This is a genomic window from Streptomyces sp. NPDC033131, from assembly GCF_055578365.1.
Map to the genome: position 1 here is coordinate 180,312 of NZ_JBVIPA010000002.1, position 25,496 is coordinate 205,807.

The 25,496-nt window shown below is 70.9% G+C and carries 20 protein-coding genes; 7 read left to right on the forward strand and 13 right to left on the reverse strand.

Going from position 1 to position 25,496, the window contains the following annotated elements:
• Positions 1–32: 32 nt before the first annotated feature.
• The 6 genes from ACZ5XS_RS04195 to ACZ5XS_RS04220 form a co-directional block, all read right to left on the reverse strand.
• Complete coding sequence (locus tag ACZ5XS_RS04195) at positions 33–1,490, reverse strand: polysaccharide deacetylase family protein (protein ID WP_468647657.1); 1,458 nt, start codon at positions 1,488–1,490, stop codon at positions 33–35.
• Positions 1,487–2,851 carry a cellulose binding domain-containing protein gene (locus ACZ5XS_RS04200; RefSeq protein ID WP_468647658.1) on the reverse strand — a complete coding sequence of 455 codons (1,365 nt, stop codon included), beginning with the start codon at positions 2,849–2,851 and terminating at the stop codon, positions 1,487–1,489. Before ACZ5XS_RS04200 ends, ACZ5XS_RS04195 begins: the two co-directional genes overlap by 4 nt.
• A gap of 236 nt (positions 2,852–3,087) precedes the next feature.
• Positions 3,088–5,223: a 3-hydroxyacyl-CoA dehydrogenase NAD-binding domain-containing protein gene (locus ACZ5XS_RS04205; protein WP_468647659.1), complete on the reverse strand. Its 2,136-nt coding sequence runs from the start codon at positions 5,221–5,223 to the stop codon at positions 3,088–3,090.
• Complete coding sequence (locus ACZ5XS_RS04210; RefSeq protein WP_217236162.1) at positions 5,220–6,446, reverse strand: thiolase family protein; 1,227 nt, start codon at positions 6,444–6,446, stop codon at positions 5,220–5,222. Before ACZ5XS_RS04210 ends, ACZ5XS_RS04205 begins: the two co-directional genes overlap by 4 nt.
• Positions 6,447–6,567: 121 nt before the next feature.
• Positions 6,568–7,605: a LacI family DNA-binding transcriptional regulator gene (locus ACZ5XS_RS04215; protein ID WP_468647660.1), complete on the reverse strand. Its 1,038-nt coding sequence runs from the start codon at positions 7,603–7,605 to the stop codon at positions 6,568–6,570.
• Positions 7,602–9,971 (reverse strand): glycoside hydrolase family 2 protein, encoded by a 2,370-nt coding sequence (locus ACZ5XS_RS04220; RefSeq protein WP_468647661.1) that lies wholly within the window; start codon positions 9,969–9,971, stop codon positions 7,602–7,604. The genes ACZ5XS_RS04215 and ACZ5XS_RS04220 overlap by 4 nt, the downstream gene beginning before the upstream one ends.
• A gap of 169 nt (positions 9,972–10,140) precedes the next feature.
• Here ACZ5XS_RS04220 and ACZ5XS_RS04225 point away from each other — a divergent pair, with 169 nt between their 5' ends.
• From ACZ5XS_RS04225 to ACZ5XS_RS04235, 3 genes are read left to right on the forward strand one after another with little or no spacing between them, the layout of a single operon-like run.
• Positions 10,141–11,454, forward strand: a complete 1,314-nt coding sequence (locus ACZ5XS_RS04225; RefSeq protein ID WP_468647662.1) for an ABC transporter substrate-binding protein — start codon at positions 10,141–10,143, stop codon at positions 11,452–11,454.
• Positions 11,454–12,407, forward strand: coding sequence for a carbohydrate ABC transporter permease (locus tag ACZ5XS_RS04230; RefSeq protein ID WP_468647663.1), 954 nt, complete (start codon positions 11,454–11,456; stop codon positions 12,405–12,407). The genes ACZ5XS_RS04225 and ACZ5XS_RS04230 overlap by 1 nt, the downstream gene beginning before the upstream one ends.
• Positions 12,404–13,234, forward strand: a complete 831-nt coding sequence (locus ACZ5XS_RS04235; protein ID WP_468647664.1) for a carbohydrate ABC transporter permease — start codon at positions 12,404–12,406, stop codon at positions 13,232–13,234. The genes ACZ5XS_RS04230 and ACZ5XS_RS04235 overlap by 4 nt, the downstream gene beginning before the upstream one ends.
• A gap of 133 nt (positions 13,235–13,367) precedes the next feature.
• Here ACZ5XS_RS04235 and ACZ5XS_RS04240 read toward each other — a convergent pair whose 3' ends face one another.
• The 3 genes from ACZ5XS_RS04240 to ACZ5XS_RS04250 form a co-directional block, all read right to left on the reverse strand.
• Entirely contained in the window at positions 13,368–14,684 is a 1,317-nt protein-coding gene (locus tag ACZ5XS_RS04240) for an HRDC domain-containing protein (RefSeq protein ID WP_468647665.1), read from the reverse strand.
• A 167-nt stretch (positions 14,685–14,851) separates the two neighbouring features.
• Entirely contained in the window at positions 14,852–15,514 is a 663-nt protein-coding gene (locus tag ACZ5XS_RS04245) for a response regulator transcription factor (protein ID WP_128374800.1), read from the reverse strand.
• Between the two features lie 279 nt (positions 15,515–15,793).
• Positions 15,794–16,462, reverse strand: coding sequence for a DUF3000 domain-containing protein (locus tag ACZ5XS_RS04250; protein ID WP_217236169.1), 669 nt, complete (start codon positions 16,460–16,462; stop codon positions 15,794–15,796).
• Between the two features lie 107 nt (positions 16,463–16,569).
• On the opposite strand from ACZ5XS_RS04250, the gene hemE reads away from it, so the two are divergent.
• Positions 16,570–17,640 carry a uroporphyrinogen decarboxylase gene (hemE, locus tag ACZ5XS_RS04255; protein WP_468647666.1) on the forward strand — a complete coding sequence of 357 codons (1,071 nt, stop codon included), beginning with the start codon at positions 16,570–16,572 and terminating at the stop codon, positions 17,638–17,640.
• A gap of 12 nt (positions 17,641–17,652) precedes the next feature.
• On the opposite strand, the gene ACZ5XS_RS04260 is transcribed toward hemE, so the two are convergent.
• Entirely contained in the window at positions 17,653–18,477 is an 825-nt protein-coding gene (locus ACZ5XS_RS04260; protein ID WP_468647667.1) for a rhomboid family intramembrane serine protease, read from the reverse strand.
• 124 nt (positions 18,478–18,601) lie between these two features.
• Between ACZ5XS_RS04260 and ACZ5XS_RS04265 the strand changes: the two genes are divergently transcribed.
• On the forward strand, positions 18,602–18,925 hold the full coding sequence (locus ACZ5XS_RS04265; RefSeq protein ID WP_468647668.1) for a hypothetical protein: 324 nt from the start codon (positions 18,602–18,604) through the stop codon (positions 18,923–18,925).
• 24 nt (positions 18,926–18,949) lie between these two features.
• On the opposite strand, the gene ACZ5XS_RS04270 is transcribed toward ACZ5XS_RS04265, so the two are convergent.
• Complete coding sequence (locus ACZ5XS_RS04270) at positions 18,950–20,368, reverse strand: FAD-dependent oxidoreductase (protein WP_468647669.1); 1,419 nt, start codon at positions 20,366–20,368, stop codon at positions 18,950–18,952.
• Positions 20,369–20,422: 54 nt separating this feature from the next.
• On the reverse strand, positions 20,423–21,418 hold the full coding sequence (locus tag ACZ5XS_RS04275) for a DUF4349 domain-containing protein (RefSeq protein WP_468647670.1): 996 nt from the start codon (positions 21,416–21,418) through the stop codon (positions 20,423–20,425).
• A 158-nt stretch (positions 21,419–21,576) separates the two neighbouring features.
• Between ACZ5XS_RS04275 and hemG the strand changes: the two genes are divergently transcribed.
• Positions 21,577–23,091 carry a protoporphyrinogen oxidase gene (gene hemG, locus ACZ5XS_RS04280; protein WP_468647671.1) on the forward strand — a complete coding sequence of 505 codons (1,515 nt, stop codon included), beginning with the start codon at positions 21,577–21,579 and terminating at the stop codon, positions 23,089–23,091.
• Between the two features lie 5 nt (positions 23,092–23,096).
• Positions 23,097–23,828, forward strand: a complete 732-nt coding sequence (gene hemQ, locus ACZ5XS_RS04285) for a hydrogen peroxide-dependent heme synthase (RefSeq protein ID WP_468647672.1) — start codon at positions 23,097–23,099, stop codon at positions 23,826–23,828.
• 20 nt (positions 23,829–23,848) lie between these two features.
• On the opposite strand, the gene ACZ5XS_RS04290 is transcribed toward hemQ, so the two are convergent.
• Positions 23,849–25,471 carry an alpha/beta hydrolase gene (locus tag ACZ5XS_RS04290; protein WP_468647673.1) on the reverse strand — a complete coding sequence of 541 codons (1,623 nt, stop codon included), beginning with the start codon at positions 25,469–25,471 and terminating at the stop codon, positions 23,849–23,851.
• Positions 25,472–25,496: the final 25 nt, after the last annotated feature.

Here is a 25,496-nt window from a genome sequence, read left to right on the forward strand (position 1 = left end):
GCCCCTCCTTCTCGTTCACGCGTCGGCGTGCCTCACGTGTAGGAGGCCATCGCCTCCTCGACCGTGAGCACCGGGATGCCCCGGTCGTCGATCGCCTTCATCAGCGCGGCGAGGCCGGCCTTGCCGATCTCCGTGCTGGTCGCCGGAGCGCCCTCGACGACCTTGTGCAGGCACAGGATGAGCCAGTCGGCGCTGTTCACGCAGCGGTCGAGCCTGCCGCCCGCGCCGGTCACCTTGGTGAGCGCCGTACCGCCGATCCCCGTGCCGTCGTTGATGCCGGTCAGCGCCTTGAGGCGGTACGGCATCGCCGGGGCGAAGGACTCGATGGTCTCGGAGATGATCGACCGGGCCGTGGTGAAGTGCCGGCTCGCGATCTGGTCCACCGGAACGCCGTCCGTCGTCTTCTGGAACGCCCCGTGCGGGTAGGCGAAGTGCTCGCTGGTGAAGCCGTTGCCCACCATCCACTCGCGCAGCTTGCGGAAGTCGTCGTCCGCCTGTTCCGCGGTCAGCTTGGGATAGCTGGCGGTGTGGGTGGCGTTCGCGTAGGAGTGCCCGGCCATCTCCCAGCCCGAGAAGTTCTGCATCGAGCGCATCTGGTCGATCGTCAGGAAGCTGCCCGTGCCGATCGCGTCGGCGATGTTGTAGACCGTGCCCGAGTAGCCGAACTGGTCCATCACCGGCCGGGCCAGGTCGTGGATCGACTTGTGGGAGTCGTCGAAGGTGATGGAGACGACGCCCTTCGGGAAGACCGAGACGGTGTCCGGTATCAGCTCGACGGCCTGCAGCCGGTAGGTCACCGGCCCGCCCGCGTTGTCGTACACGGCGAACGACATGTCGGTGAAGCCGGTCTTGGTGGACGGCGTGCCGGAGGCGGAGATCGAGTACGTGCCGGCCGCGCCGGTGACGTCGGCCCACTGCAGATGGACCGTCACCCACTCCCCGGACTGGACGTAGTTGGCCGCCGTCGTCGAATGGGAGTGCAGGGTCCAGGAGAAGTGGTTCGCGAGGGAGCCGCTGCCCAGGTAGAAGACCAGCTTGGACAGGTTGGTCACGTCATCGACCCGCAGGACGAGCCTGATCATCTTGCCGGTCAGGTTCTGCGCGGTCATGCCGGTCTTGCGGACGTAGGACTGCTTGCCGGTGCCGTTGGTGGTGACCCGCACCGACTGTGTCCCGCGCACGAAGGCGGTGGTGTCGTTCGCCTCGGCCGACGCGGTGCCCGTGCCCCCTGGAGTCCAGCCGTGTGCGGCCTGGAACTGCTGGGACCAGGTGGCCCGGCGGTACTTGGGCCGGCGCCCCGAGGGGGCGTAGGACGGGGGCGTGGTGAGGCCGCCGATGGCCGCCTCGGCCGGGGCGGCCGCGGGCTGGGCCGCCACTTTGCCCACCCACGCACCGGCGCCTGCCATCGCGACGCCTCCCGTGCCGCCCATGAGCAGGGCGGAGCGTCGGCTCAGCGGACGGGACCAGACACGGGGTTGCTCTCTGCTCAACGCGTCTCCTGGACAGTGTCGAAGTAGTTCATGCCGTTGTCGCTGTATTCCTTGACGGCGGCATTGACGTCCTTGTCGGACAGGACGTCGTTGGCGTTGTAGTACAGCCAGTCCACCTGCATGTCCCAGGCGCGGTCACCCTTGAACGGCAGGTCGACGAACCAGTGGTTGAAGTTGATGGACATCCCCGCGCGCGGGGCGTACTTGCCGCTGCTGCCGAACAGCTTCCTGCCGTCCATGCGGTAGGTCACCACGTCGTCCTTGACCGTGATCATCATGGTGTGCCAGCCGGCCATGCTCTTGTTCGTCGTGGTGTAGACGCGGTCGTTCGTCTCGTGGTCGTACCAGCTCACGGTGTCGAGCTTGGGGCCGAGCCGGCCCCAACCGCCGTTCGGCAGGTACTCGTTGTCGAGTTCGCTGTACGTCTTCCCGCTGCCGCCGATGGTGTAGAAGGTCTGGTTGACGTGGTCGCCGCCCTCGCCGTCGGTGGGGTCGTCGGAGAAGTGGATGCGGGCGGCGTAGGTGCCCTCGCGGAACTCGCGGCGCGCGGTGCCGAGGCTCGCCTGCTCGGTGCCGGACTTGGTGCCGTCGGTGGCGGCGCGCAGGTTGAGCACCTGGCCGTCGCCGAGGGCGTCCTTCCCGGCGGGGAAGGTGACCCCGTCGGCCCTCCAGGTGTCGTCGATGCCCGGTCCGCCCTTGCTGGAGCGCACCAGCCAGCCGTGCTTGAACAGCGCGGGGTCCTTGGCGCCGACGTAGTGGAAGTTGTCGAACAGCACGCCCGCGGGGGCGGCCGGCACCGGGGCGGGCGCGGCGTCCGCCTTCGCCGAGGCCTGCTTCTCGTCGCCGCCGTCCGGCTCGTCGCCCCAGGCGAGGACGCCCCGCTTGTACGCGGTGACCGTCTTCGACTCCTTGTAGGTCGACTTCTCGGCGTCGAAGGAGCGGTCGTTGGCCTGCGCCAGCTTCTCGTGGTCGGTGCGGTACAGCTGGACGTCGATGCCCTTGCTGTTGACGCCGGGCTTCAGCGTGCCCGCGTCCTTGGTGAACCGCAGTTCCAGGTAGTGGTCGGCCTTCTCGGCGGACTTGTCGAGCTTCGTCACCGTCCCGGCGATGTTCGAGCAGCCGACGGCGGCCTGCACGCAGTTGTAGGCGTACGAGGAGGTGGTGTCCGCGGTGAAGTAGTACCGGAGCGTCACATCGCTCAGCGGCAGCGGCTTCTTCGACTCGTTGAGGATCTCGAGGGACGGCTCGGCCGCGGCCGCGGTGGCCGGCGTCCCGGTCCGGTACCGGACCACGAGTTCCGCCGGCTCGGGATTCGCGGCCTTCCAGACGGGATACAGGGCCGTGGCACCGGCGGCGACCACACATACCAGGAGGAGCAGCCTGATCTTGGGCCAAACCCGACGTCGGGGTGTACGGCGGCGGGTTGACGCCACGGGATGCTCCTTTGCGCTACACCGGCCGGCTCGTGGGTCAGAACCGGCAGTGCAATGTAAAAAAGTGGTCGGATTGTGTGAGGATCTTATCCGCAGAGGCATGCGAAAGGGGGCGGAGCGCACGGATCGTTACCGTGCACCCCACCCCCCTCAGGGGTAACGCGTTACGCCGGGACGCTCGCCACGCCGGGAGCCAGGAACGGCTTCCCGTTCACCCGCTGGGAGACGCCCTCGCGGTCCAGGTACGGCGTGATGCCGCCCAGGTGGAAGGGCCAGCCGGCACCCGTGATCAGGCAGAGGTCGATGTCCTGGGCCTCGGCGACGACGCCCTCGTCGAGCATGAGCCCGATCTCCTGCGCCACCGCGTCCAGGACGCGGTCCCGGACCTGCTCCTCGGTCAGGACGCTGTCGCCCTGCTTGAGCAGCGCGGCGACCTCGGGGTCCAGCTCCGGCTTGAACCCGTTCTCTGCGGAGTAGACGTAGAAGCCGCGCTTGCCCGCCTTGACGACGGCCGCGAGGTTCGGGGAGACCGTGAAGCGGTCCGGGAAGGCCCGGTTGAGGGTCTCGGAGACGTGCAGACCGATCGCGGGACCGACCAGCTCCAGGAGCACGAGCGGGGACATCGGCAGACCGAGCGGCTCGACGGCCTTCTCGGCGACCTCGACCGACGTGCCCTCGTCGATGACGTTCTGGATCTCGCCCATGAAGCGGGTGAGGATGCGGTTCACGACGAACGCCGGGGCGTCCTTCACCAGAACCGCCGTCTTCTTCAGCTTCTTGGCGACGCCGAACGCCGTGGCGAGGGAGGCGTCGTCGGTCTGCTCGCCGCGGACGATCTCCAGCAGCGGGAGGATCGCGACCGGGTTGAAGAAGTGGAAGCCGACGACCCGCTCCGGGTTCTTCAGCTTCGACGCCATCTCGGTGACCGACAGCGAGGAGGTGTTGGTGGCGAGGATCGCGTGCGCCGGGGCGACCGCCTCGACCTCGGCGAACACCTGCTGCTTGACACCGATCTCCTCGAACACGGCCTCGATGATGAAGTCCGCGTCGGAGAAGCCCTCGGCCTTGTCCAGCACACCGCTCACCAGCGCCTTGAGGCGGTTGGCCTTGTCCTGGTTGACACGGCCCTTGCCGAGCAGCTTGTCGATCTCGGCGTGGACGTAGCCGACACCCTTGTCGACGCGCTCCTGGTCGATGTCGGTCAGCACGACCGGCACCTCCAGGCGGCGCAGGAACAGCAGCGCGAGCTGCGAGGCCATCAGACCGGCGCCCACGACACCGACCTTGGTGACCGGGCGGGCCAGCGACTTGTCCGGCGCGCCGGCCGGGCGCTTGGCGCGCTTCTGGACCAGGTTGAAGGCGTAGATGCCGGAGCGCAGCTCGCCACCCATGATCAGGTCGGCGAGGGCCTTGTCCTCGGCGTCGAAGCCCTGCTGGAGGTCGCCGTTCTTGGCGGCGGAGATGATGTCGAGGGCGCGGTAGGCGGCCGGAGCGGCCCCGTGCACCTTGCTGTCCGCGATGAAGCGGCCCTTGGCGACGGCCTGGTCCCAGGCCTCGCCGCGGTCGATCACCGGGCGGTCGATGACGATCTCGCCCTTGAGGACGGACGCCGTCCACAGCAGCGACTGCTCCAGGAAGTCCGCGCCCTCGAACAGGGCGTCGGCGATGCCCAGCTCGTAGACCTGCGCGCCCTTGAGCTGCTTGTTCTGGTTGAGCGAGTTCTCGATGATCACCGAGACGGCCTTGTCCGCGCCGATCAGGTTCGGCAGGATCGTGCAGCCGCCCCAGCCCGGTACCAGACCGAGGAAGACCTCGGGAAGCGAGAAGGCGGGCAGGGCCGCGGACACGGTGCGGTACGCGCAGTGCAGGCCGACCTCGACGCCGCCGCCCATGGCCGCGCCGTTGTAGTACGCGAAGCTCGGGACCCCGAGACCGGACAGCCGCTTGAAGACCTCGTGGCCGCCCTTGCCGATGGCGAGCGCGTCCTTGTGCTCCTTCAGCAGCTCGACGCCCTTGAGGTCGGCGCCGACCGCGAAGATGAACGGCTTGCCGGTGATGCCGACACCGACGATCTCGCCGGCCGCGGCCTCCTTCTCGACCTGGTCGATCGCGGTGCTCAGGTTCGCGAGGGACTGCGGGCCGAAGGTGGTCGGCTTGGTGTGGTCGAAGCCGTTGTCGAGGGTGATCAGGGCGAACCGGCCCGCACCGAACGGCAGGTCGAGGTGGCGTACGTGCGCGGACGTCACGACCTCGTCGGGGAACAGCTCGGCCGCTGTCTTGAGGAGTTCAGCGGTGCTCACTTGTCGCCTCCGGCGTCCTTGTGGTGCGGGTTCTCCCAGATCACCGTGGCGCCCATGCCGAAGCCGACGCACATGGTGGTGAGGCCGTAACGGACCTCCGGCTGCTCCTCGAACTGGCGGGCCAGCTGCGTCATCAGACGGACGCCGGAGGAGGCGAGCGGGTGACCGTAGGCGATCGCGCCGCCGTACTGGTTGACGCGCGCGTCGTCGTCCGCGATGCCGTAGTGCTCCAGGAAGGCGAGCACCTGGACGGCGAAGGCCTCGTTGATCTCGAAGAGGTTGATGTCCTCGATCGACAGGCCCGCCTTGGCGAGGGCCTTCTCGGTGGCCGGGATCGGGCCGTAGCCCATGACCTCCGGCTCGACGCCCGCGAAGGCGTACGAGACCAGGCGCATCTTGACCGGCAGGCCGTGCTCGCGGGCGAAGTCCTCGCTCGCGATGATCGACGCGGTGGCGCCGTCGTTGAGACCGGCCGCGTTGCCGGCGGTGACCCGGCCGTGCACACGGAACGGGGTCTTCAGACCGGAGAGGTTCTCCAGGGTGGTGCCCGGGCGCATCGGCTCGTCGGCGGTGACCAGGCCCCAGCCCGTCTCACCGGCCTCCGCGTTGGTGCGGCGCACCGAGATCGGCACCAGGTCGGCCTGGATCTTGCCGTTGGCGTACGCCTTGGCGGCCTTCTCCTGTGAACGCACCGCGTACTCGTCGGCGCGCTGCTTGGTGATCGTGGGGTAGCGGTCGTGCAGGTTCTCGGCGGTCATCCCCATGAACAGGGCGGACTCGTCGACCAGCTTCTCGCTGACGAACCGCGGGTTCGGGTCCACACCCTCGCCCATGGGGTGGCGGCCCATGTGCTCGACACCACCGGCGATGACGGCGTCGTACGCGCCGAAGGCGATGGAGCCCGCGGTGGTGGTGACGGCCGTGAGGGCACCGGCGCACATGCGGTCGATCGAGTAGCCCGGGACGGACTGCGGCAGCCCGGCCAGGATCCCGGCCGTGCGGCCCAGCGTCAGACCCTGGTCGCCGATCTGCGTGGTCGCCGCGATGGCGACCTCGTCGATCTTCTTCGGGTCGAGACCGGGGTTGCGGCGCAGCAGCTCCCGGATCGCCTTCACGACAAGGTCGTCGGCACGGGTCTCGTGGTAGATGCCCTTCGGGCCCGCCTTGCCGAACGGGGTACGGACGCCGTCTACGAAGACGACGTCCCTGACGGTACGAGGCACGATGGCTCTCCTCCAGGGTGCGGGACGGCTCTACTGCTGCGATGCGCTGAGCGCGCGCTCAGAACCCATGCTACTTGTGGGTAACCAAGCTGCCCAGTCCCCCCGCCCCAAGCGGCGAACGTCACACCTTCGGAGGAGCCGTCGAGCCCCGCGGAGTCAGCACCGGAGTCGGCACCGGATGCGAGCCCGGACCCTCTCCCGTGATCTCCCCGAACAGCGTCCGCGCCGCCTCGGCCCCGAATCCGTGCACGTCGTGGCTCATCGCCGAGAGGGGCGGATGCGTGATCCGGCACAGCTGGGAGTCGTCCCAGGCGAGCAGGGAGACGTCGTCCGGCACGCTCAAACCCATCTCCGCCGCCACCGACAGCCCCGCCACCGCCATGATGTCGTTGTCGTACACGATGGCCGTCGGCCGGTCCGGGGCCGCCGCCGTCAGCAGCGAGCGCGTCGCGCGGGCCCCCGCCTCCCCGGAGTAGTCCGTGGCCACCTGCCAGGCACCGGACAGCTCCAGGGCGCGGGCCGCCTGGTCGAAGGCGGCGGTCCGCATGGAGGTGTGTCCGAGGGCCGCCGCGCCCCCCACCCGGGCGATCCGCCGGTGCCCGAGCGCGGCGAGGTAGCGCACCGCCTCCGTCACGGCGGTGGCGTCCTCGGTCCACACCGAGGTGAGACTGCCGGTCAGCGACGGGTGCCCGACCGCGACCACCGGCATCCCGAGCCGCTCGACCGCCGCCACCCGTGGGTCGTCCGCGCGGAAGTCCACGAGGATCGACCCGCCGATCTGCCGCCCCCGCCACCACGACTCCTGCAGCCCGACCTCCTCCTCCAGACTCCGGACGAGTCGCAGCAGCAGCGAGCAGGAATGTTCGGTCAGGACGCTCTCCACCCCCGACACGAACTCCATGTAGAAGGGTTCGAGCCCGAGCAGCCGGGCCGGCCGGCAGATCGCCAGCCCCACCACGTCCACCCGCGAGCCGGCCAGGGTCCGCGCGGTCGGACTCGGTGCCCACCCCAGCTCCCGCGCGGCCCGGAAGATCCGGTCCCGGGTCGCCTCCGCCAGCCCCGGCTTGTGGTTGAAGGCGAGGGACACGGCACCCTTGGACACGCCGGCGCGCGCGGCGACGTCCTTGATGGTGACGCGGGGGGTCGGCATTGCCGTCATCGGCCGGGCTCCATGCAGTACAGGGCTGAACGCGCCTTTTCGGCATCCGGAGTCTGCCAGCCGCGCACCCCGATGGTGACCCGTTCGCCCGGCAGCAGCGTGACCAGTCCCCGGTCGGCCCGCGCCGCCGGATCCAGCCGGTCGGCCTGGAGCAGCAGATCCCGTACGAGGGTGTGGGCCCTCACCTCGATCCCGCCCGGCACGAGCGCGACCTCGAACTCGGGCTGCGGATACGGCACTTCGCGATCCGGCACCGGGAAGTACCCGGCGCGCAGCCCGTCCGCGTCCGCGACCAGGAACTCCTTGGGCCCGACGGGCTCCAGCTCGCGCGGAACCGGGACATCGGCGACGGTCCGCCGCCCGGCGCCGAACTCCACCCGGGCCGAGCCGGTCACGCCACCCTCGACGGACATCCGGCGCAGCACCAGCGTGCCCGTCCACTCCTCGGCCGACTGGTTCACGGCGGCCGCCACCAGCCCCCGTTCCCGGACCTGGAGGGTGAGCAGCCGGTCCGCGTACACCCTGCGCAGCTCGTGGTACAGCGGCTTCTCGCGCCCGTCCCCGTCGATCGCCGCCCACGAGGTGACCGGCCAGCAGTCGTTGAGCTGCCAGACCACCGTGCCCGCGCACACCGGCCAGTGCGAGCGCCAGTGCTCGATCCCGGCGGCGACCGCACGGGCCTGGTTGACCTGCATGAGGTAGTGCCAGCGGTCGAAGTCCCCCTCGGGCACGGCGAAATGACGTGCCAGGCCCCTCTCCAGCTTGCCGTTGCCGTCGTCCGCCTTCTGGTGGTGCAGCATGCCGGGGGAGTCGGACGCCAGTTCCTCGCCCGGCAGCGCCCGCCGCAGCGTGGCGTGCGCGGGTGGCGCCTGCCAGCCGAACTCCGCGACGAAACGCGGCACGTTCGCGCGGTACTCGGCGTAGTCCTCCCCGTTCCACACCTCCCACGAGTGGTGGGTGCCGTGCGCCGGGTCGTTCGGATGGTGCTCCCACGACCCTGACCACGGACTGCCCGCCGTGTACGGCCGCGTCGGGTCCAGCTCGGCCACCGCCCGCGGCAGGACGCCCAGGTAGTACCCCTCGCCCCAGGAGTCCCCGGCCAGCCGCTCCTCCCAGCCCCAGTCCCGGAACCCCCACAGGTTCTCGTTGTTGCCGTTCCACAGCGCCAGCGAGGGGTGCGGCATCAGCCGTACGACGTTCTCGCGTGCCTCCGCCTCGACCTCGCCCCGCAGCGGCTGCTCCTCCGGGTAGGCCGCGCACGCGAACGGGAAGTCCTGCCAGACCAGCAGCCCGAACTCGTCGCAGGCGTCGTAGAAGTCCTCGCTCTCGTAGATCCCGCCGCCCCACACCCGCACGAGGTCCACGCCGGCGTCGGCCGCCTGCCGCAGCCGCTCCCGGTACCGGTCCCGGCCGATCCGGGACGGGAACACGTCGTCCGGGATCCAGTTCACGCCCCGCGCGAAGAGCCGCTCGCCGTTGACGACGAAGGTGAAACCGCTGCCGTGCGCGTCGGGCTTCCGGTCCAGCCCGACGGTCCGGAAGCCGATCCGGCGCCGCCACACGTCCAGCGTGCGGTCCTCGTGCACGAGCCTCAACTCGACGTCGTACAGGGGCTGTTCGCCGTACCCGTGCGGCCACCACAACCGCACGTCCGGCACCTGAAGCCGTACGACCGACTCCGTCCCGTCGATCCGGGCGCGCGCCCGGACCCCGCCGACCGTCGCCTCCACCCAGAGCTCGGCCTCGACCCGGGACCGCTCGACGTCCACCCGCAACTCGACCCGTCCCAGGCCGTCCTCGACGGTCACCAGGGGCCGTACGCGCGCGACCCTGGCCGTCGACCACCGCTCCACCCGGACCGGCCGCCAGATCCCGGCCGTCACCAGGGTCGGGCCCCAGTCCCAGCCGAAGGAGCAGGCCATCTTGCGGAGGTACTGGTACGGCTCGGCGTAGGCGGCGGGCCGCTCGCCCAGCTTCCCGCGCACGGCCTCCGCCTCGGCGTAGGCGGAGGCGAACCGCACCGACAGCCGCCCGCCGAGCCCGGTCACGTCGAAGCGGTACGAGCGGTGCATGTTCCTCGTCCGGCCCAGGAGCCGGCCGTCGAGCCGGATCTCGGCCGCGGTGTCCAGACCGTCGAAGACGAGGTCGGTCTGCTCGTGCCCGTTCGCCGCCGCGAGCTCCGTCTCGTACGTCCACTCCCGCCGCCCCACCCACGCGACCTCGGTCTCGCCCAGCCCGAGCAGGGGATCCGGGATCACCCCGGCGGCCAGCAGATCGGTGTGCACGCAGCCCGGCACCGAGGCCGGGAGGGCATTCCCCTCGTGCTTCAGGGTCCAGCCCTCGGTGAGCGGTGTGGCCTCCAGCATCCGCACTCCTAAACCGTTTCAGTGGAGCAGGCGTTCACATCGTCGCAGCCTTGGCGAAATAGAGACTTTACCGGTTAAGAAAGCGCTGACAGAGTGCCGAATCAGCCAACCCAGCAACCCGCACGTGCTCTTCCGTCCCTGGAACGTCCCTAGAACGGAGCTGATGCACATGAACCGCCGTCACATCCTCGCCATGGTCGTGGGAGCCGCCCTGCTGGTCCCCGGTTGCACGGGCACCGGAGGTGCCTCGAAGGGCGCCGACGCCAAAGCGCCCGACGACCCGTCGAAGGTCACCGGAACCATCAAGGTCCTCACCCAGCGCACCGATCTGGTCACCGACGGCACGATGAAGAAGTACGCCGCCGAGTTCAACAAGACGTACCCGAAGGTCAAGGTCGAGTTCGAGGCCCTCACGAACTACGAGACCGAAGTCAAGATCCGCATGAACACGGAGAACTACGGCGATGTGCTGATGATCCCCGCGGTCATCAAGAAGGACGACTACCCGAGGTTCTTCGCCTCGCTCGGCACCGAGGCGGAGCGCGGCAAGAAGTACCTGTTCACCGACTACACCACTGTCGACGGCAAGGTCTACGGCCAGAGCCCGATCGGCGTGATCCCCGGCTTCCTCTACAACAAGAAGGTCTGGCAGGAGGCCGGCGTCACCGAATGGCCCACCACCCCGGCCGAGTTCCTCACCGCCCTCAAGGCGATCAAGTCCAAGACGGACGCGGTGCCGTACTACACCAACTTCGCCGCCCAGTGGCCGCTGTCGCAGTGGACGTCCGTCAACGGATCGGTCAGCTGCGACCCCCAGGCGTCGACGAAGCTCGCCGAGGGCGACCCGTGGGCCGAGGGCGCCGACCTGCGCGTCGGCGACAAGCTCCTGTACGACACCGTGCGCGAGGGCCTGATCGAGAAGGACCCCACCACCACCAACTGGGAGGAGTCCAAGCCCCGGCTGGCGAAGGGCGAGCTCGCCACGCAGTGGCTCGGCACCTGGGCCATCATCCAGTTCCAGGACGCCGCCCGGCAGGCCGGGGCCGGCCCCGACGACATCGGGTTCATGCCCTTCCCGACCCAGGTCGACGGCAAGTTCTGCGCGGTGGTCGCGCCCGACTACAACCAGGCCGTCAACGTCCACTCCAAGAACAAGCCGGCCGCCCGCGCCTGGATCGACTGGTTCACCGACAAGTCCGGCTACGACAAGGACAACCTGGCCATCTCGCCCCTCAAGGACGCACCGCTGCCCGAGGTGCTGAAGCCGTACGAGGACGAGGGCGTGAAGCTCATCGAGCTGGACGACAGCGCGGGAGCCAAGGTCAAGCAGATCGACAACCAGTCCGAGGTCGGCATCTACGCCCCCGAGTACCGCCAGAACCTCGTCGACCTCGCCCGCGGCGCCAAGAAGGGCAGCCTGGACGACTTCTTCGCCGACCTCAGCAAGCGCTGGACCGAGACGCAGCAGACGCTGGGGTCCTGATGACGGACACCACCCAGAAGGCGACCGTGAAGGCCGCCACGGGGGCGGCGGCCGCCGCCCCCGCCCCGGCCCCCGCACCACGCAGGACGCGCGTATGGCGTGGGGTGACGCCCTGGCTCTTCCTGATCGCCCCGCTCGCCCTGCTGGTCACCTTCACCTACGCGCCGATCGCCAACATGCTCGCGTACAGCTTCACCGACTGGGACGGCGTGAGCCCGGAACTGCACTACACGGGTGCCGAGAACTACACGGAGATCTTCACCAGGGAGGACCTCTTCCAGGTCTTCTTCGTCAGCGGCTACTACCTCGTCGCCTCCGCCGTCCAGATCGTCGCCGCGCTCTACTTCGCGACGGTCCTCAGCTTCAACGTCCGCTTCCGGAACTTCTTCAAGGGCGTGCTCTTCTTCCCGTACCTGATCAACGGGGTCGCGATCGGGTTCGTCTTCCTCTACTTCTTCCAGGACGGCGGCACCCTCGACTCGGTCCTGTCCCTCTTCGGCGTCCACACGGACCACGCCTGGCTGGGCACACCGGTCTCCGCCAACACATCCCTCGCAGGCGTCTCCATCTGGCGCTACCTGGGCCTGAACTTCGTGCTGTTCCTCGGCGCGATCCAGTCCATCCCCGGCGAGCTCTACGAGGCGGCCGAACTGGACGGCGCGAACCGCTGGCACCAGTTCCGCCACATCATCGCGCCCGGCATCAAGCCGGTCCTCACCCTGACGGTGATCCTGTCGATCTCCGGTTCGCTGTCCGCCTTCGAGATCCCGTACATCATGACCGGCGGGGCGACCGGCACCGAGACCTTCGTGATCCAGACGCTGAATTTGGCCTTCCGCTTCAACAAGACGGGGCTCGCCTCGGCCGCCGCGGTCGTGCTGCTGCTGATCATCCTGCTGGTGACCTGGGTGCAGCGCCGCCTCGTCCCCGACGACAAGGTGGACCTCGCATGACGCGCCGCAGTGTGGCCCGCACGCTCGTGTACCTCTCGTTGATCGCCGCGACGGCCCTCGTCCTGCTCCCGCTCGGCGTGGTCCTGCTGACCTCCCTCAAGTCCTCGAAGGAGATGGCGAACGGCAGCGGAGCGCTCTCGCTCCCGGACAGCCTGTTCAACGTCGACAACTACGTGACGGCGTTCCAGGACGGCCGCATGCTCTCGGCGTTCGGCAACACCGCGATCATCCTGATCGTCGCCATCGGGGGCACGGTCCTCATCGGCTCGATGACCGCCTACGCCATCGACCGCTTCACCTTCCGCTTCAAGAAGCTGGTGGTCGCGCTCTTCCTGATCGCCGCGCTGGTCCCCGGGGTGACCACCCAGGTGGCGACCTTCCAGATCGTCAACACCTTCGGGATGTTCGACTCCCTGTGGGCGCCGATCGCGCTCTACATGGGCACGGACATCGTCTCGATCTACATCTTCCTGCAGTTCGTACGGTCCATCCCGATCTCCCTCGACGAATCGGCCCGCCTGGAGGGCGCCAACGCCTTCACGATCTACCGGAAGATCATTTTCCCGCTGCTCAAGCCCGCGGTCGCGACGGTCGTCATCGTGAAGGGGATCACCGTCTACAACGACTTCTACATCCCCTTCCTCTACCTGCCCTCAGAAGATCTTGGCGTGATCTCGACGTCCCTTTTCCGCTTCCGCGGCCCCTACGGCGCCCACTGGGAGGTCATCTCGGCGGGAGCGGTCCTGGTCATCCTGCCCACACTGATCGTGTTCCTGTCGCTGCAGAGGTTCATCTACAACGGCTTCATGAGAGGCGCGACAAGGTGAGACGTCTCCAGGGGCGCGGGGCTGTATCAACGTGCGGCTCCGCAGCCTGGGCGCGAGCAACCACAGACGGCCGCCCGCCGCCGTACGAGAGAGGCCCTACGGCGGCCAGGCGGACCAGGCCAGGCGGACCAGGCTAGGCGGACAGCGCGGCAACAAGAACCGGCGTCACCTGCTCGACCTGCCAGGCCCGCGCCCCGAACCCCGCGAGCGCGGCCTCCACGGACTCGGCGCTGACAACCGCCGGCGGTTCCCAGCAGACCCGCCGAACCGTGTCCGGCGTGATCAGGTTCTCCTGCGGCATGTTGAGCGCCTCGGCCAGCGCGGACACCGCGGCGCGCGCCGCCGACAGCCGCGCGGCAGCCTCCGGATCCTTGTCGGCCCAGGCCCGCGGCGGCGGCGGCCCCGTCACGGCCTGCCCCGGCTGCGGCAACTGCGCGTCGGGCAGGGCCTTGGCCCGGTCCACCGCGGCCTGCCACTGCTCCAGCTGCCGCCGGCCCATGCGATGCCCGAACCCGTTCAGGGCGGCGAGTGCCTGCGCGTCGGCCGGAAGGGAGAGCGCGGCCTCCACGATGGCCGCGTCGCCGAGCACCTTGCCCGGCGACACGTCCCGGCGCTGGGCGATCCGGTCCCGGGTCTGCCACAGCTCCCGTACGACGGCCAGCTGCCGTCGCCTGCGCACCTTGTGCATGCCGGACGTCCGGCGCCACGGGTCCTTGCGGGGCTCCGGCGGCGGGGCCGAGGCGATCGCGTCGAACTCCTGGCGGGCCCACTCCAGCTTGCCCTGCCGGTCGAGCTCCTTCTCCAGCGCGTCCCGCAGGTCGACCAGCAGCTCCACGTCCAGGGCGGCGTAGCGCAGCCACGGCTCGGGCAGCGGGCGGGTGGACCAGTCGACGGCCGAGTGGCCCTTCTCCAGGACGAAGCCCAGGACGCCCTCGACCATCGCGCCGAGGCCCACCCGGGGGAACCCGGCGATCCGGCCGGCCAGCTCGGTGTCGAACAGCTGCGTGGGAACCATGCCTATTTCGCGCAGACACGGCAGGTCCTGGGTGGCCGCGTGCAGGACCCACTCGACGCCGGACAGGGCCTCGCCCAGGCCGGAGAGGTCGGGACAGGCCACCGGGTCGATCAGGGCCGTCCCCGCGCCCTCACGACGCAGCTGCACGAGATAGGCGCGCTGGCCGTAGCGGTAGCCGGACGCCCGTTCGGCGTCCACGGCGACGGGGCCGGAGCCGGCGGCGAAGGCGGCGATCACCTCGGCGAGCGCGTCCGCGTCGGCGACGACGGGCGGGATCCCTTCGCGCGGTTCGAGCAAAGGGATCGGCTCTGGACCCGGGTCAGGGCCCGGATCAGGGTTCGGCGCCTCCGTAGCAGAAGATCCGCCGTCGTCCGGAGGGGCGCCTCCGGTGGTTCGCAGTGTGCTGTCTGCTGCGGTGTCTTGGGCGTCGGTCACATGTCAAGGGTATCCGTGTATGGACAGCGCCCGCCGACGGAACGTTCCGTCGGCGGGCGCCTGAGGGTCGTAAACCAGTCAGCTCGGTGAAAGATCCGGTTCACGACGGGTGGGGTGGTGGCGGCGGATCAGGGGCCGATCCGGTTCACGGCCGTGAAGGGTGGGGGTCAGTGGATGATGCCGGTACGCAGGGCCACGGCGACCATTCCGGCGCGGTCTCCGGTGCCGAGCTTGCGGGCGATGCGGGCGAGGTGGCTCTTGACGGTCAGGGCGGAAAGGCCCATCGAGACACCGATGGCCTTGTTGGACTGGCCCTCCGCGACCAGTCGCAGCACCTCGACCTCGCGGCCGGACAGTTCGCGGTAGCCGCCCGGGTGGCTCGGGGCACCCGGGGGGCGGCGGTGCATACGGGCGGCGGCGGCTCCGATGGGGGCGGCACCAGGCCGGGTGGGGAGCCCGACGTTGGTGCGGGTGCCGGTGACGACGTAGCCCTTGACGCCGCCGGCCAGGGCGTTGCGCACGGCGCCGATGTCGTCGGCGGCGGAGAGGGCGAGGCCGTTGGGCCAGCCCGCGGCGCGGGTTTCCGACAGGAGGGTGAGGCCGGAGCCGTCGGGCAGATGGACGTCGGCGACGCAGATGTCGCGGGGGTTGCCGATGCGGGGACGAGCCTCCGCGATGGACGAGGCCTCGATGACGTCGCGCACACCGAGCGCCCACAGGTGGCGGGTGACGGTGGAGCGGACGCGCGGGTCGGCCACGACCACCATGGCGGTCGGCTTGTTCGGGCGGTAGGCGACCAGGCTTGCGGGCTGCTCGAGGAGAACGGACACCAGGCCTCCTGGGTGGGGGACGGGGCAGGTCACAGTCGTCTTCGGCACCAAACCCGTTTGGCTTTAGAGAATGATCACGATCTAGTGAGTAACAATCCGTGCAATTCGGACACGCGATCGATCATTCGAAGACCGAACGGCTTCGGTCTGAGTCGATACGCGGCCGAAAGTGGCCGTATCGACAAAGTGATTGCCAAAAATGCGCCAGCGGGCCGACGACGGAAACCGGTTCGGGTACGGGTGCGGTACTGGTGAGGTACTGCTGTGCGTGCGAAGAGGTCAGCGCGACTGCGGGCCGCGCCGCTGCGGCAGGGTGACCACCGACGCGTCGCCCGGCCCGGCCGGCGGCAGGCCGGCGATCTGGGCCAGCAGGTCGCACCAGGAGGCCAGGTGCCCCGCCGTGTCCGGAACGCCGCCCAGGCCCTCGCGGGGCGTCCAGGAGGCGCGGATCTCGATCTGGGAGGCGGCCGGCCGTTCGGACAGGCCGCCGAAGTAGTGGGAGCTCGCCCGGGTGACGGTGCCGCTCGGCTCGCCGCACGCCAGTCCGCGCGCCGTGAGCGCACCGGTGAGCCACGACCAGCACACGTCGGGCAGCAGCGGATCGGCCGCCATCTCCGGCTCCAGCTCCGCGCGCACCAGCGTCACCAGCCGGAAGGTGCCCCGCCACGCGTCGTGGCCGGCCGGGTCGTGCAGCAGCACCAGCCGGCCGTCGGCCAGGTCCTCCTCGCCGTCGACGACGGCGGCCTCCAGCGCGTACGCGTAGGGCGCGAGCCGCTGCGGCGCGCGCGTCGGCTCGACCTCGACCTGCGGCCGGAGCCGCGCGGCCCTGAGCGCGTCGACAGCCGCCCGGAAGGGCAGCGGATCCGTCCCGCTCGTATGCAGGTCCTCCTCCTTCGCGTCGTCCATTCCGTCAGCGCCGTCCGACAGTCGTCCCTGAGCCGCAGCCATGCGGGGAAGATTAAGGGGAACGGGGGCCTCGTGCAGGGAGGACACCCTGTTGTCCGGTGTCGGGGTTGCCGTCCGGACCCCCTGCGGAGCCGTGCGAGACTTGCCCCGTGAGTGCCAACCAGAGCCCCGTGACGCCGCAGCAGCCGACCGCCACGTACGAGTCCGCCTTCCTCAAGGCCTGCCGGCGCGAGCCCGTGCCGCACACCCCCGTGTGGTTCATGCGGCAGGCCGGGCGCTCACTGCCCGAGTACCGCAAGGTGCGCGAGGGCATCCCGATGCTCGAGTCCTGCATGCGGCCCGAGCTGGTCACCGAGATCACCCTGCAGCCGGTGCGGCGGCACAACGTGGACGCGGCGATCTACTTCAGCGACATCGTCGTCCCGCTCAAGGCCATCGGCATCGACCTCGACATCAAGCCCGGCGTCGGCCCGGTCGTCGAAAACCCCGTTCGCACTCGGGCAGACCTCGACCGGCTGCGTGACCTGACCCCCGAGGACGTCTCCTACGTCACCGAGGCGATCGGCCTTCTGACCCGCGAGCTCGGCGCCACCCCGCTCATCGGATTCGCCGGCGCGCCTTTCACCCTCGCGAGCTACCTCGTCGAGGGCGGACCGTCGCGCACGTACGAGAACGCCAAGGCGATGATGTACGGCGACCCCCAGCTGTGGGCCGACCTGCTCGACCGCCTCGCGGACATCACGGCCGCCTTCCTCAAGGTGCAGATCGAGGCCGGCGCCTCCGCCGTCCAGCTCTTCGACTCCTGGGCCGGCGCGCTGGCTCCCGCGGACTACCGCCACTCGGTGCTGCCCGCCTCGGCGAAGGTGTTCCGGGCGGTCGAGGGCTACGGCGTCCCGCGCATCCACTTCGGCGTCGGCACGGGCGAGCTGCTGGGGCTCATGGGCGAGGCCGGCGCGGATGTCGTCGGCGTCGACTGGCGTGTCCCGCTCGACGAGGCCGTCCGCCGGGTCGGCCCCGGCAAGGCGCTCCAGGGCAACCTCGACCCGACCGTCCTGTTCGCCGGCACGGAGGCCGTCGAGACCAGGACGCGCGACATCCTGGACGCGGCGGCGGGCCTGGAAGGCCATGTCTTCAACCTCGGTCACGGCGTCATGCCGTCCACCGACCCGGACGCGCTGACCCGCCTCGTCGAGTACGTCCACACGCAGACCGTGCGCTGAGCCGCCCCGGTCTCACCAGGTGTGCCGGGGCCGTGCCCGCCGGCCGAAGAGCAGGCCGCGCGGTTCCGGTGGCGGGGGCGTGCCCGGCTTGAGCGGCCAGGCGAGCAGCATGCCCGCGAGGAAGCCGACGATGTGCGCCGCGTACGCCACCGTCCCGGCGGCGGACACACCCTCGCCGGACGAGTACACGGCCTGCAGCACGAACCAGAAGCCCAGCACCAGCCACGCCGGCAGCCTGAGCGGCAGGAAGACCAGGAACGGGACGAGGACCCACACCCTGGCCTTCGGGTACAGCACGAGGTAGGCGCCCAGGACCCCGGCGATCGCCCCCGACGCGCCGATCAGCGGGTCGGCCGAGTCGGCGTTGAGGAGCGCGAAGCCGTACGACGCCGCGTAGCCGCACAGGACGTAGAACAGCGCGAACCGCACGTGCCCCATGCGGTCCTCGATGTTGTTGCCGAAGATCAGCAGGAAGAGCATGTTGCCCAGCAGGTGCAGCCAGCCGCCGTGCAGGAACATCGCCGTCAGGACGGACAGCTCGGGGGACTTGTCGTAACCCGGCGGGCCCACCACACAGCCGGCGCCCTGCGGGCCCACACCGACGTCGCCCGTCGGCACCACCCGCGGCAGCTGATGGTGGATCAACTCCTGCGGCACCGCCGCGTAGTGATCCAGGAAGGCCTGGAGGTGGCACAGCTGGGCCAGGCTGCCGTCCCCGGCCGCGGAACCGGCGAGGCCCGGCATGAACAGGAACACGAGGACGTTCGCGGCGATCAGCGCGTACGTCACCACAGGGGTGCGACGCGCCGGGTTCACGTCATGGACGGGGATGACCACAGGGAAGTAGTGCCCCCGATGCGGACGGCGAATCGGTGAACGCCGCCCACCGCGGTTGCGTATGTCTCCTCAACCGCCCGCGGCACGGGGAAGGCGCTCGCGGGGACGACGTGAGGAACAGGCGATGAACGACCGAGTTACTCCTCCGATGCACGCCCTGCCGGACGGCGAGGCCGAGATCTCCTTGGTGGTGCGCCTGCCGTGGGAGGACGTGGCCCGGCTCGGCCAGGAGGCCGGCCGGCTGGCCGCCCAGATGCAGCGACCGGTGACCCTGGACGAGGCGGTGAGCAACCGGCTCCGGTCCGCCCGGGCCGCCGCGCACGCCAGGCCGGCGGGGGAGCAGCCTGCGGCCGTGACGAGCACGAGTGCGTCCGTCTCGTCCCTGCCGCCGCGGCCTGCGGCCGACCAGGCCCGGCAGGCCATCGAACGGATCAACGGCTCGGCGTAGCAGCCCCCTGCGGCCCGGCGGGCTTCAAGAAGCCCGCACCTTCGCCACCGCCTTGCGGGCCGCGACCAGCACCGGGTCCCACACCGGTGAGAACGGCGGTGCGTAGCCCAGGTCCAGGGCCGTCATCTGTTCCACCGTCATACCGGCCGTCAGGGCCACCGCGGCGATGTCGACCCGCTTGCCCGCCCCCTCCCTGCCCACGATCTGCACGCCGAGCAGCCGCCCCGTGCGGCGCTCGGCGAGCATTTTCACCGTCATGGAGGAGGCCCCCGGGTAGTAGCCCGCGCGGCTGGTCGACTCGACGGTGACGGACTCGAACTGCAGGCCCACCCTGCGCGCGTCCTTCTCGCGCAGGCCGGTGCGGGCGATCTCCAGGTCGCAGACCTTGCTGACCGCCGTGCCGACGACGCCGGGGAACGTGGCGTAGCCGCCGCCGGCGTTGGTGCCGATGACCTGGCCGTGCTTGTTGGCGTGGGTGCCCAGGGCGATGTGCCGTTCCTGGCCGGAGACCAGGTCCAGGACCTCGACGCAGTCGCCGCCGGCCCAGATGTCCTCGTGCCCCCGCACCCGCATCGCCAGGTCGGTCAGCAGCCCGCCGTGCGTGCCGAGCGGCAGCCCGGCCGCCTTCGCGAGCTCCGTCTCGGGGCGTACGCCGATGCCGAGCACGACCACGTCCGCCGGGTACTCGGCGTCGTCCGTGACCACCGCCCGCACGCGACCGTCGTCGCCCGTCAGCAGCTTGGTCACCGCGGCGTCGTTGACCATGGTGACGCCCAGGCCCTCCATCGCCTCGTGCACCAGACGGCCCATGTCCGGGTCGAGCGTGGACATCGGCTCGCTGCCCCGGTTGACGACCGTCACCTCGTAGCCGCGGTTGATGAGCGCCTCGGCCATCTCGACGCCGATGTAACCCGCGCCGACGACCACCGCGCGCCGGCCACGCGTGCGTGCCAGCGTGTCCAGGAGCGCCTGCCCGTCGTCGAGGGTCTGGACGCCGTGAACGCCCGGAGCGTCGACGCCGGGCATGTCCGGGCGGATCGGGCGCGCCCCGGTCGCGATCACGAGTTTGTCGTACGACGTCCAGGACTCGGCCCCGGAATCGACGTCACGCGCGCGTACCCGACGCCGCTCGACGTCGATCTCCGTGACCTCGGTGCGCATCCGCAGGTCGATGTCGCGGGCCCGGTGCTCCTCGGGCGTCCGGGCGATCAGCCGGTCCCGGTCGGTCACGTCGCCGCCCACCCAGTACGGAATGCCGCACGCCGAGTAGGACGTGAAGTGACCGCGCTCGAAGGCCACGATCTCCAGCTCGTCGGGCCCCTTCATGCGACGGGCCTGCGACGCCGCGGACATGCCCGCGGCGTCGCCGCCGATCACCACCAGACGCTCGGCCCCAGGGCCCGTCCTACGGCCCGTCCCACGGCTCGCTCCGCTCATGCTCATGCGAACACGCTACGGGGGCAGGGCATTTCGGTCTGCCCGGTTCTCCGGGCCGGATCAGTTCTCCTCGCCGCCCTCCCGAGGGCCGGTGGGCTCCGGCGCGGTCCTCGCGGTCGGCAGCGGGCCGAGCGCGGTCGTCGCGGGCGCCGTGGCGGGACGGCGGGGCATCCGGGGCCGGACGAGACGCAGCCACACGAGGAGGATCAGCACGATGACCGCCGCGAACGGAAGCACCGCGGCGATCGCCACCACGATCCAGCGCAGCATCGTCACGAGGGTGTCCCAGCCGCCCGTCAGCGCGTCGAGGACCCCGGGATCCTCGTCCTCCTTCGGGGTCTCCTTCACCGGCGTCTCCGACAGGTTCAGGGTGATGGTCGCCAGGCCGGCGCGGTCCTTCAGCGACGCCTGCCGGGCCAGCAGCGACTCCAGGTCGGCCTGACGCGTGCTCAGCTCGCCCTCCAGCGTCACCACGTCGCTCAGCCTGGTCGCCTGGTCCATCAGCTCGCGGATCCGCGCCACGCTCGCGCGCTGCGAGGTGATGCGGCTCTCCACGTCGACGACCTGGTCGGTGACGTCCTGCGCCTTCGCCGTGCGCTCCAGGAGCTTGCCCGAGCCCTCCAGGCCGGCGAGGACCTCCTCGTACTCCTCGACGGGCACCCGCAGCACCACGTGCGTCTGCTCGCGGCCCTCCTCGTCCCGGGACGTGGTCTCGTTGCCGACATAGCCGCCCGCGTTCTCGATGGTGGTACGGGCCTCGGCGAGAGACTTCGACACGTCCTTGACCTGCACGGTCAGGGAGGCGGTACGAATGATGTGGTTCGCGGAGATCTTGGGCGGGGCGGTCGCCTTGGCGCCGCTGCCGCTGTCGCCGTCCGCGGCGCCGCCGGGAGCGGCCTCCCTCGCCTCGCTCTGCGCGGCGGCCTCGTCCTTGGCCGTGCCGGCACCGGAATCACTGCTGTCGGCACCACCGCTGCAGCCGGTCAGCACCAGGCCCGCGGCCAGCAGGACCCCGGCCAGTGTCCGGGCGGGTCGTACGGAACGTCGTGTGCGCATGTGCGTGTACCCCCGAGGGTTGTGACGACTGACGTTCCTTCGACGCCGGACCCGGCCCGGACGTTGGCGGGAAACGGTCCCGATGCGGTCACGGTCGGGACTCGTGAAGGACACCGGGCCGCCGCCGGCGTGTCAGTGAGGTCTGAGAAAGTGGGCACATGAGCGCAACGGGTACGGGCACCGGGCATGTCGTCGTCATCGGAGCCGGGATCGCGGGGCTGGCCGCCGCCGACCGGCTGGTGCGGCGCGGCGTGCGGGTGACCGTGCTGGAGGCGTCCGACCGGGTCGGCGGCAAGCTGCTGCCCGGCGAGATCGCGGGCGCGCGCGTCGACCTGGGCGCCGAGTCGATGCTCGCCCGCCGCCCCGAGGCCGTCGCCCTCGCCCGCGAGACCGGCCTCACCGACCGCCTCCGGGCCCCCGCCACCGCCACCGCCTCCCTGTGGACCCGCGGCGCCCTGCGCCCCATGCCCAAGGGACACGTCATGGGCGTCCCCGGCACCGCCGCCGCCCTGACCGGCGTGCTGTCCGACGAGGGCCTCGCGCGCATCGAGCGCGACGCCGACCTGCCCCGCACGGAGGTCGGCGACGACGTGGCGGTCGGGGAGTACGTGGCGGCGCGGCTGGGCCGCGAGGTCGTCGACCGCCTCGTGGAGCCGCTGCTCGGCGGGGTCTACGCGGGCGACGCGTACCGCATCTCGATGCGCTCGGCGGTCCCGCAGCTGTACCAGGCCGCGCAGACGCACGACTCCCTGACGGAGGCGGTCCGCGACATCCAGGCCAGGGCCGCCGCCCACCAGCAGACCGGCCCGGTGTTCATGGGCATCGAGGGCGGCGTGGGCACCCTCCCGCTCGCCGTCGCCGAGTCGGTGCGGAAGCGAGGCGGCGAGATCCTGACCGGGATGCCGGTGACGGAGCTGCGCAGGGTCGCGCCGCCGGAGCCGGAAGGCGCGGCCGGACCGCATGCCGCCGACGGCCCGCGCTCACAGCCCCCCGCGACCTGGCGCGTCCTCGCCGGTGATCGTGCCCTGTACGCGGACGCCGTCGTCATCGCCGTGCCCGCCCCGGCCGCCGGCGCGCTGCTGCGCACCGAGTCCCCGGCGGCGGCCGCCGAGCTCACCGCCGTCGAGTACGCCTCCATGGCCCTGGTCACCCTCGCCTACCGCCGAGCCGGCCTCACCCTCCCCGAAGGCAGCGGCTTCCTCGTGCCGCCCGTCGACGGACGCACCATCAAGGCGTCGACCTTCGCCTCCCAGAAGTGGGGCTGGATCGCCGACGAGAACCCGGACCTGCTCGTCCTGCGCACCTCCGTCGGGCGGTACGGCGAGACGGAGATCCTCCAGCGCGAGGACGCCGGCCTCGTCGAGGTCTCGCGGCACGATTTGCGAGCGGCCACCGGCCTGGACGCCACCCCCGTCGCCACCCGCGTCACCCGCTGGAACGACGGCCTGCCGCAGTACCCGGTCGGCCACCACGCGCGCGTGGCCCGCATCCGCGAGCACGTCGGCAAGCTGCCCGGCCTCGCGGTGTGCGGCGCGGTGTACGACGGTGTCGGCATCCCGGCGTGCATCGCGAGCGCCCACGCCGCCGTCGACCGGATCCAGGGTGACCTGCGAGGTGTGCAGGAGCTCACCGCCCACCCGGTGCGGAGTCCGCACGGAGGAGCAGGAGAATAAGGACCATGAGTGACGACGCCCCCACCACCGAGTCCGCCAGGATCCCGAACAAGGGCAAGCTGGCCAAGGACCTGAACGAGGTCATCCGCTACACCCTCTGGTCCGTCTTCAAGCTGAAGGACGTGCTCCCCGAGGACCGCACGGGCTACGCCGACGAGGTCCAGGAGCTGTTCGACCAGCTCGCCGCCAAGGACGTGACGGTCCGCGGCACCTACGACGTCTCGGGCCTGCGCGCCGACGCCGACCTCATGATCTGGTGGCACGCCGAGACCGCCGACCAGCTGCAGGAGGCGTACAACCTCTTCCGCCGCACCAGGCTGGGCCGCGCCCTGGAGCCGGTGTGGTCGAACATGGCGCTGCACCGCCCCGCCGAGTTCAACCGCTCGCACATCCCGGCGTTCCTCGCCGACGAGACGCCGCGCAACTACATCAGCGTCTACCCCTTCGTGCGCTCCTACGACTGGTACCTGCTGCCCGACGAGGACCGCCGCCGCATGCTCGCCGACCACGGCAAGATGGCCCGCGGCTACCCGGACGTGCGCGCCAACACCGTCGCCTCGTTCTCCCTCGGCGACTACGAGTGGCTTCTCGCCTTCGAGGCCGACGAGCTGTACCGCATCGTCGACCTCATGCGCCACCTGCGCGCCTCCGAGGCGCGGATGCACGTGCGCGAAGAGGTGCCGTTCTACACGGGCCGTCGCAAGGACATCGGCGAACTGGTCGCGGGTCTCGCCTGACCGGTGCGAGGGCCCGGCGCTCAGCGTGAGGCGGCCCTGGGGGCCGGCGCCTTCCGGGTGCCGGCCACCGGCCTCGGCTGCGGTTGTGGACGCGGAGCGCAGGCCGCGCGCCGCGCCGGGAGCCGGCCCTCCAGCAGGTACGCGTCCACGTGGCCGTTGACGCAGGGGTTCGGCCCGCCGACGATGCCGTGCGTACCGGCGTCCCGCTCGGTCACCAGGACCGAACCCGGCAGCCGCCGGTGCATCTCCAGGGCACCTTCGTACGGCGTGGCCGCGTCCCGCTCGGCGGCCAGGATCAGCGTCGGCGGCAGCTCACCCGGCCCGGTCCGCACGTCGAGCGGCTGCTGCCGGGGCGCCGGCCAGTAGGCGCACGGCAGGTTCGTCCACACGTTGTCCCAGGTCTCGAAGGGTGCCACGCGCGCGAGCCGCGTGTTGTCCCGGTCCCACACCCGCCACTCGGTCGGCCAGCGCGCGTCGTTGCACTCGACGGCCGTGTAGACCGCGTTCGCGTTCTCCGCCTCGGCCGCCGCCTCCGGGTGCGGACCGGCCTGCTGGATCAGCGGCTTCGGGTCGCCCTTCAGATAGGCCGACAGCGCCTGCGCGCGGTGCGGCCAGAGGTCGTCGTAGTACCCGGCCGACAGGAACGTCCCCTGCAGCTGCCCGGGCCCGACCTTGCCGCCGGCCGGCTCCGCGGCCAGCCGCGCCCGCGCCTTCTCGTAACTGCGCAGTACCTCCCCGGCGGTGTCGCCGAGCCCGTACACGTCGTCGTGCCGGGCGATCCATTCCCGCAGGTCCTCCCAGCGCCCCTCGAACGCGGCCGACTGGTCGAGGTTGTTGCGGTACCAGATCTGTTCGGGGTCCGGGTTCACCGCCGAGTCGAACACCATCCGCCGTACGTGCGAGGGGAACAGCGTGGCGTACAGCGCCCCGAAGTAGGTGCCGTACGACGCGCCCATGAACGTCAGCTTCTCCTCGCCCAGCGCGGCCCGCAGCACGTCCAGGTCACGGGCGTTGTTGAGGGAGGTGTAGTGCCCGAGCGCCTCGCCCGCCCGCTCGGCGCAGCCGCGCGCGTACGCCTTCGCCTGCGCGATGCGTTCCCTCTTGTACGACTCCGAGGGGTACGTCGGCGCCTGCGAGGGCGCCTTGAAGAACTGCCCGGGGTCCTTGCAGGACAGTGGAGCGGAACGGCCCACCCCGCGCGGGGCGTAGCCGACGAGGTCGTACGCCGCCGCGAGCCGCTTCCACTCGGGGACCACGCCGACCAGGGGGAAGGCCATGCCGGAGGCGCCCGGCCCGCCCGGGTTGTAGACGAGGGCGCCCTGTCGCGGCACCCGGCGCTTGCTGTTGTGCGGATCCTTCTGGGTGGCCGGGGCCCGGCTGACGGTCAGTCTGATCTGCCGGCCGTCGGGATGCGCGTAGTCCAGCGGGACGGACACCGTGCCGCACAGCATGCCGCCGGGCAGGTCCTCCGCCTCGGGGCAGGTACCGAAGTCGATGCCCGCGGCCCGGGCCCGCGCGGCGGCCACCGTGGTCCCGCGCATCTCGGCCGCGCCCGGCACGGCCGGGGCGCCGTCGGCCGGCGCGGCGGCGAGCGTGGTCAGGAGCAAGGACCCGGCAGCCGAGTAGAGGGCAGGGGCTCTCATCGCGTATCCCTTCGGTGCACGGCAG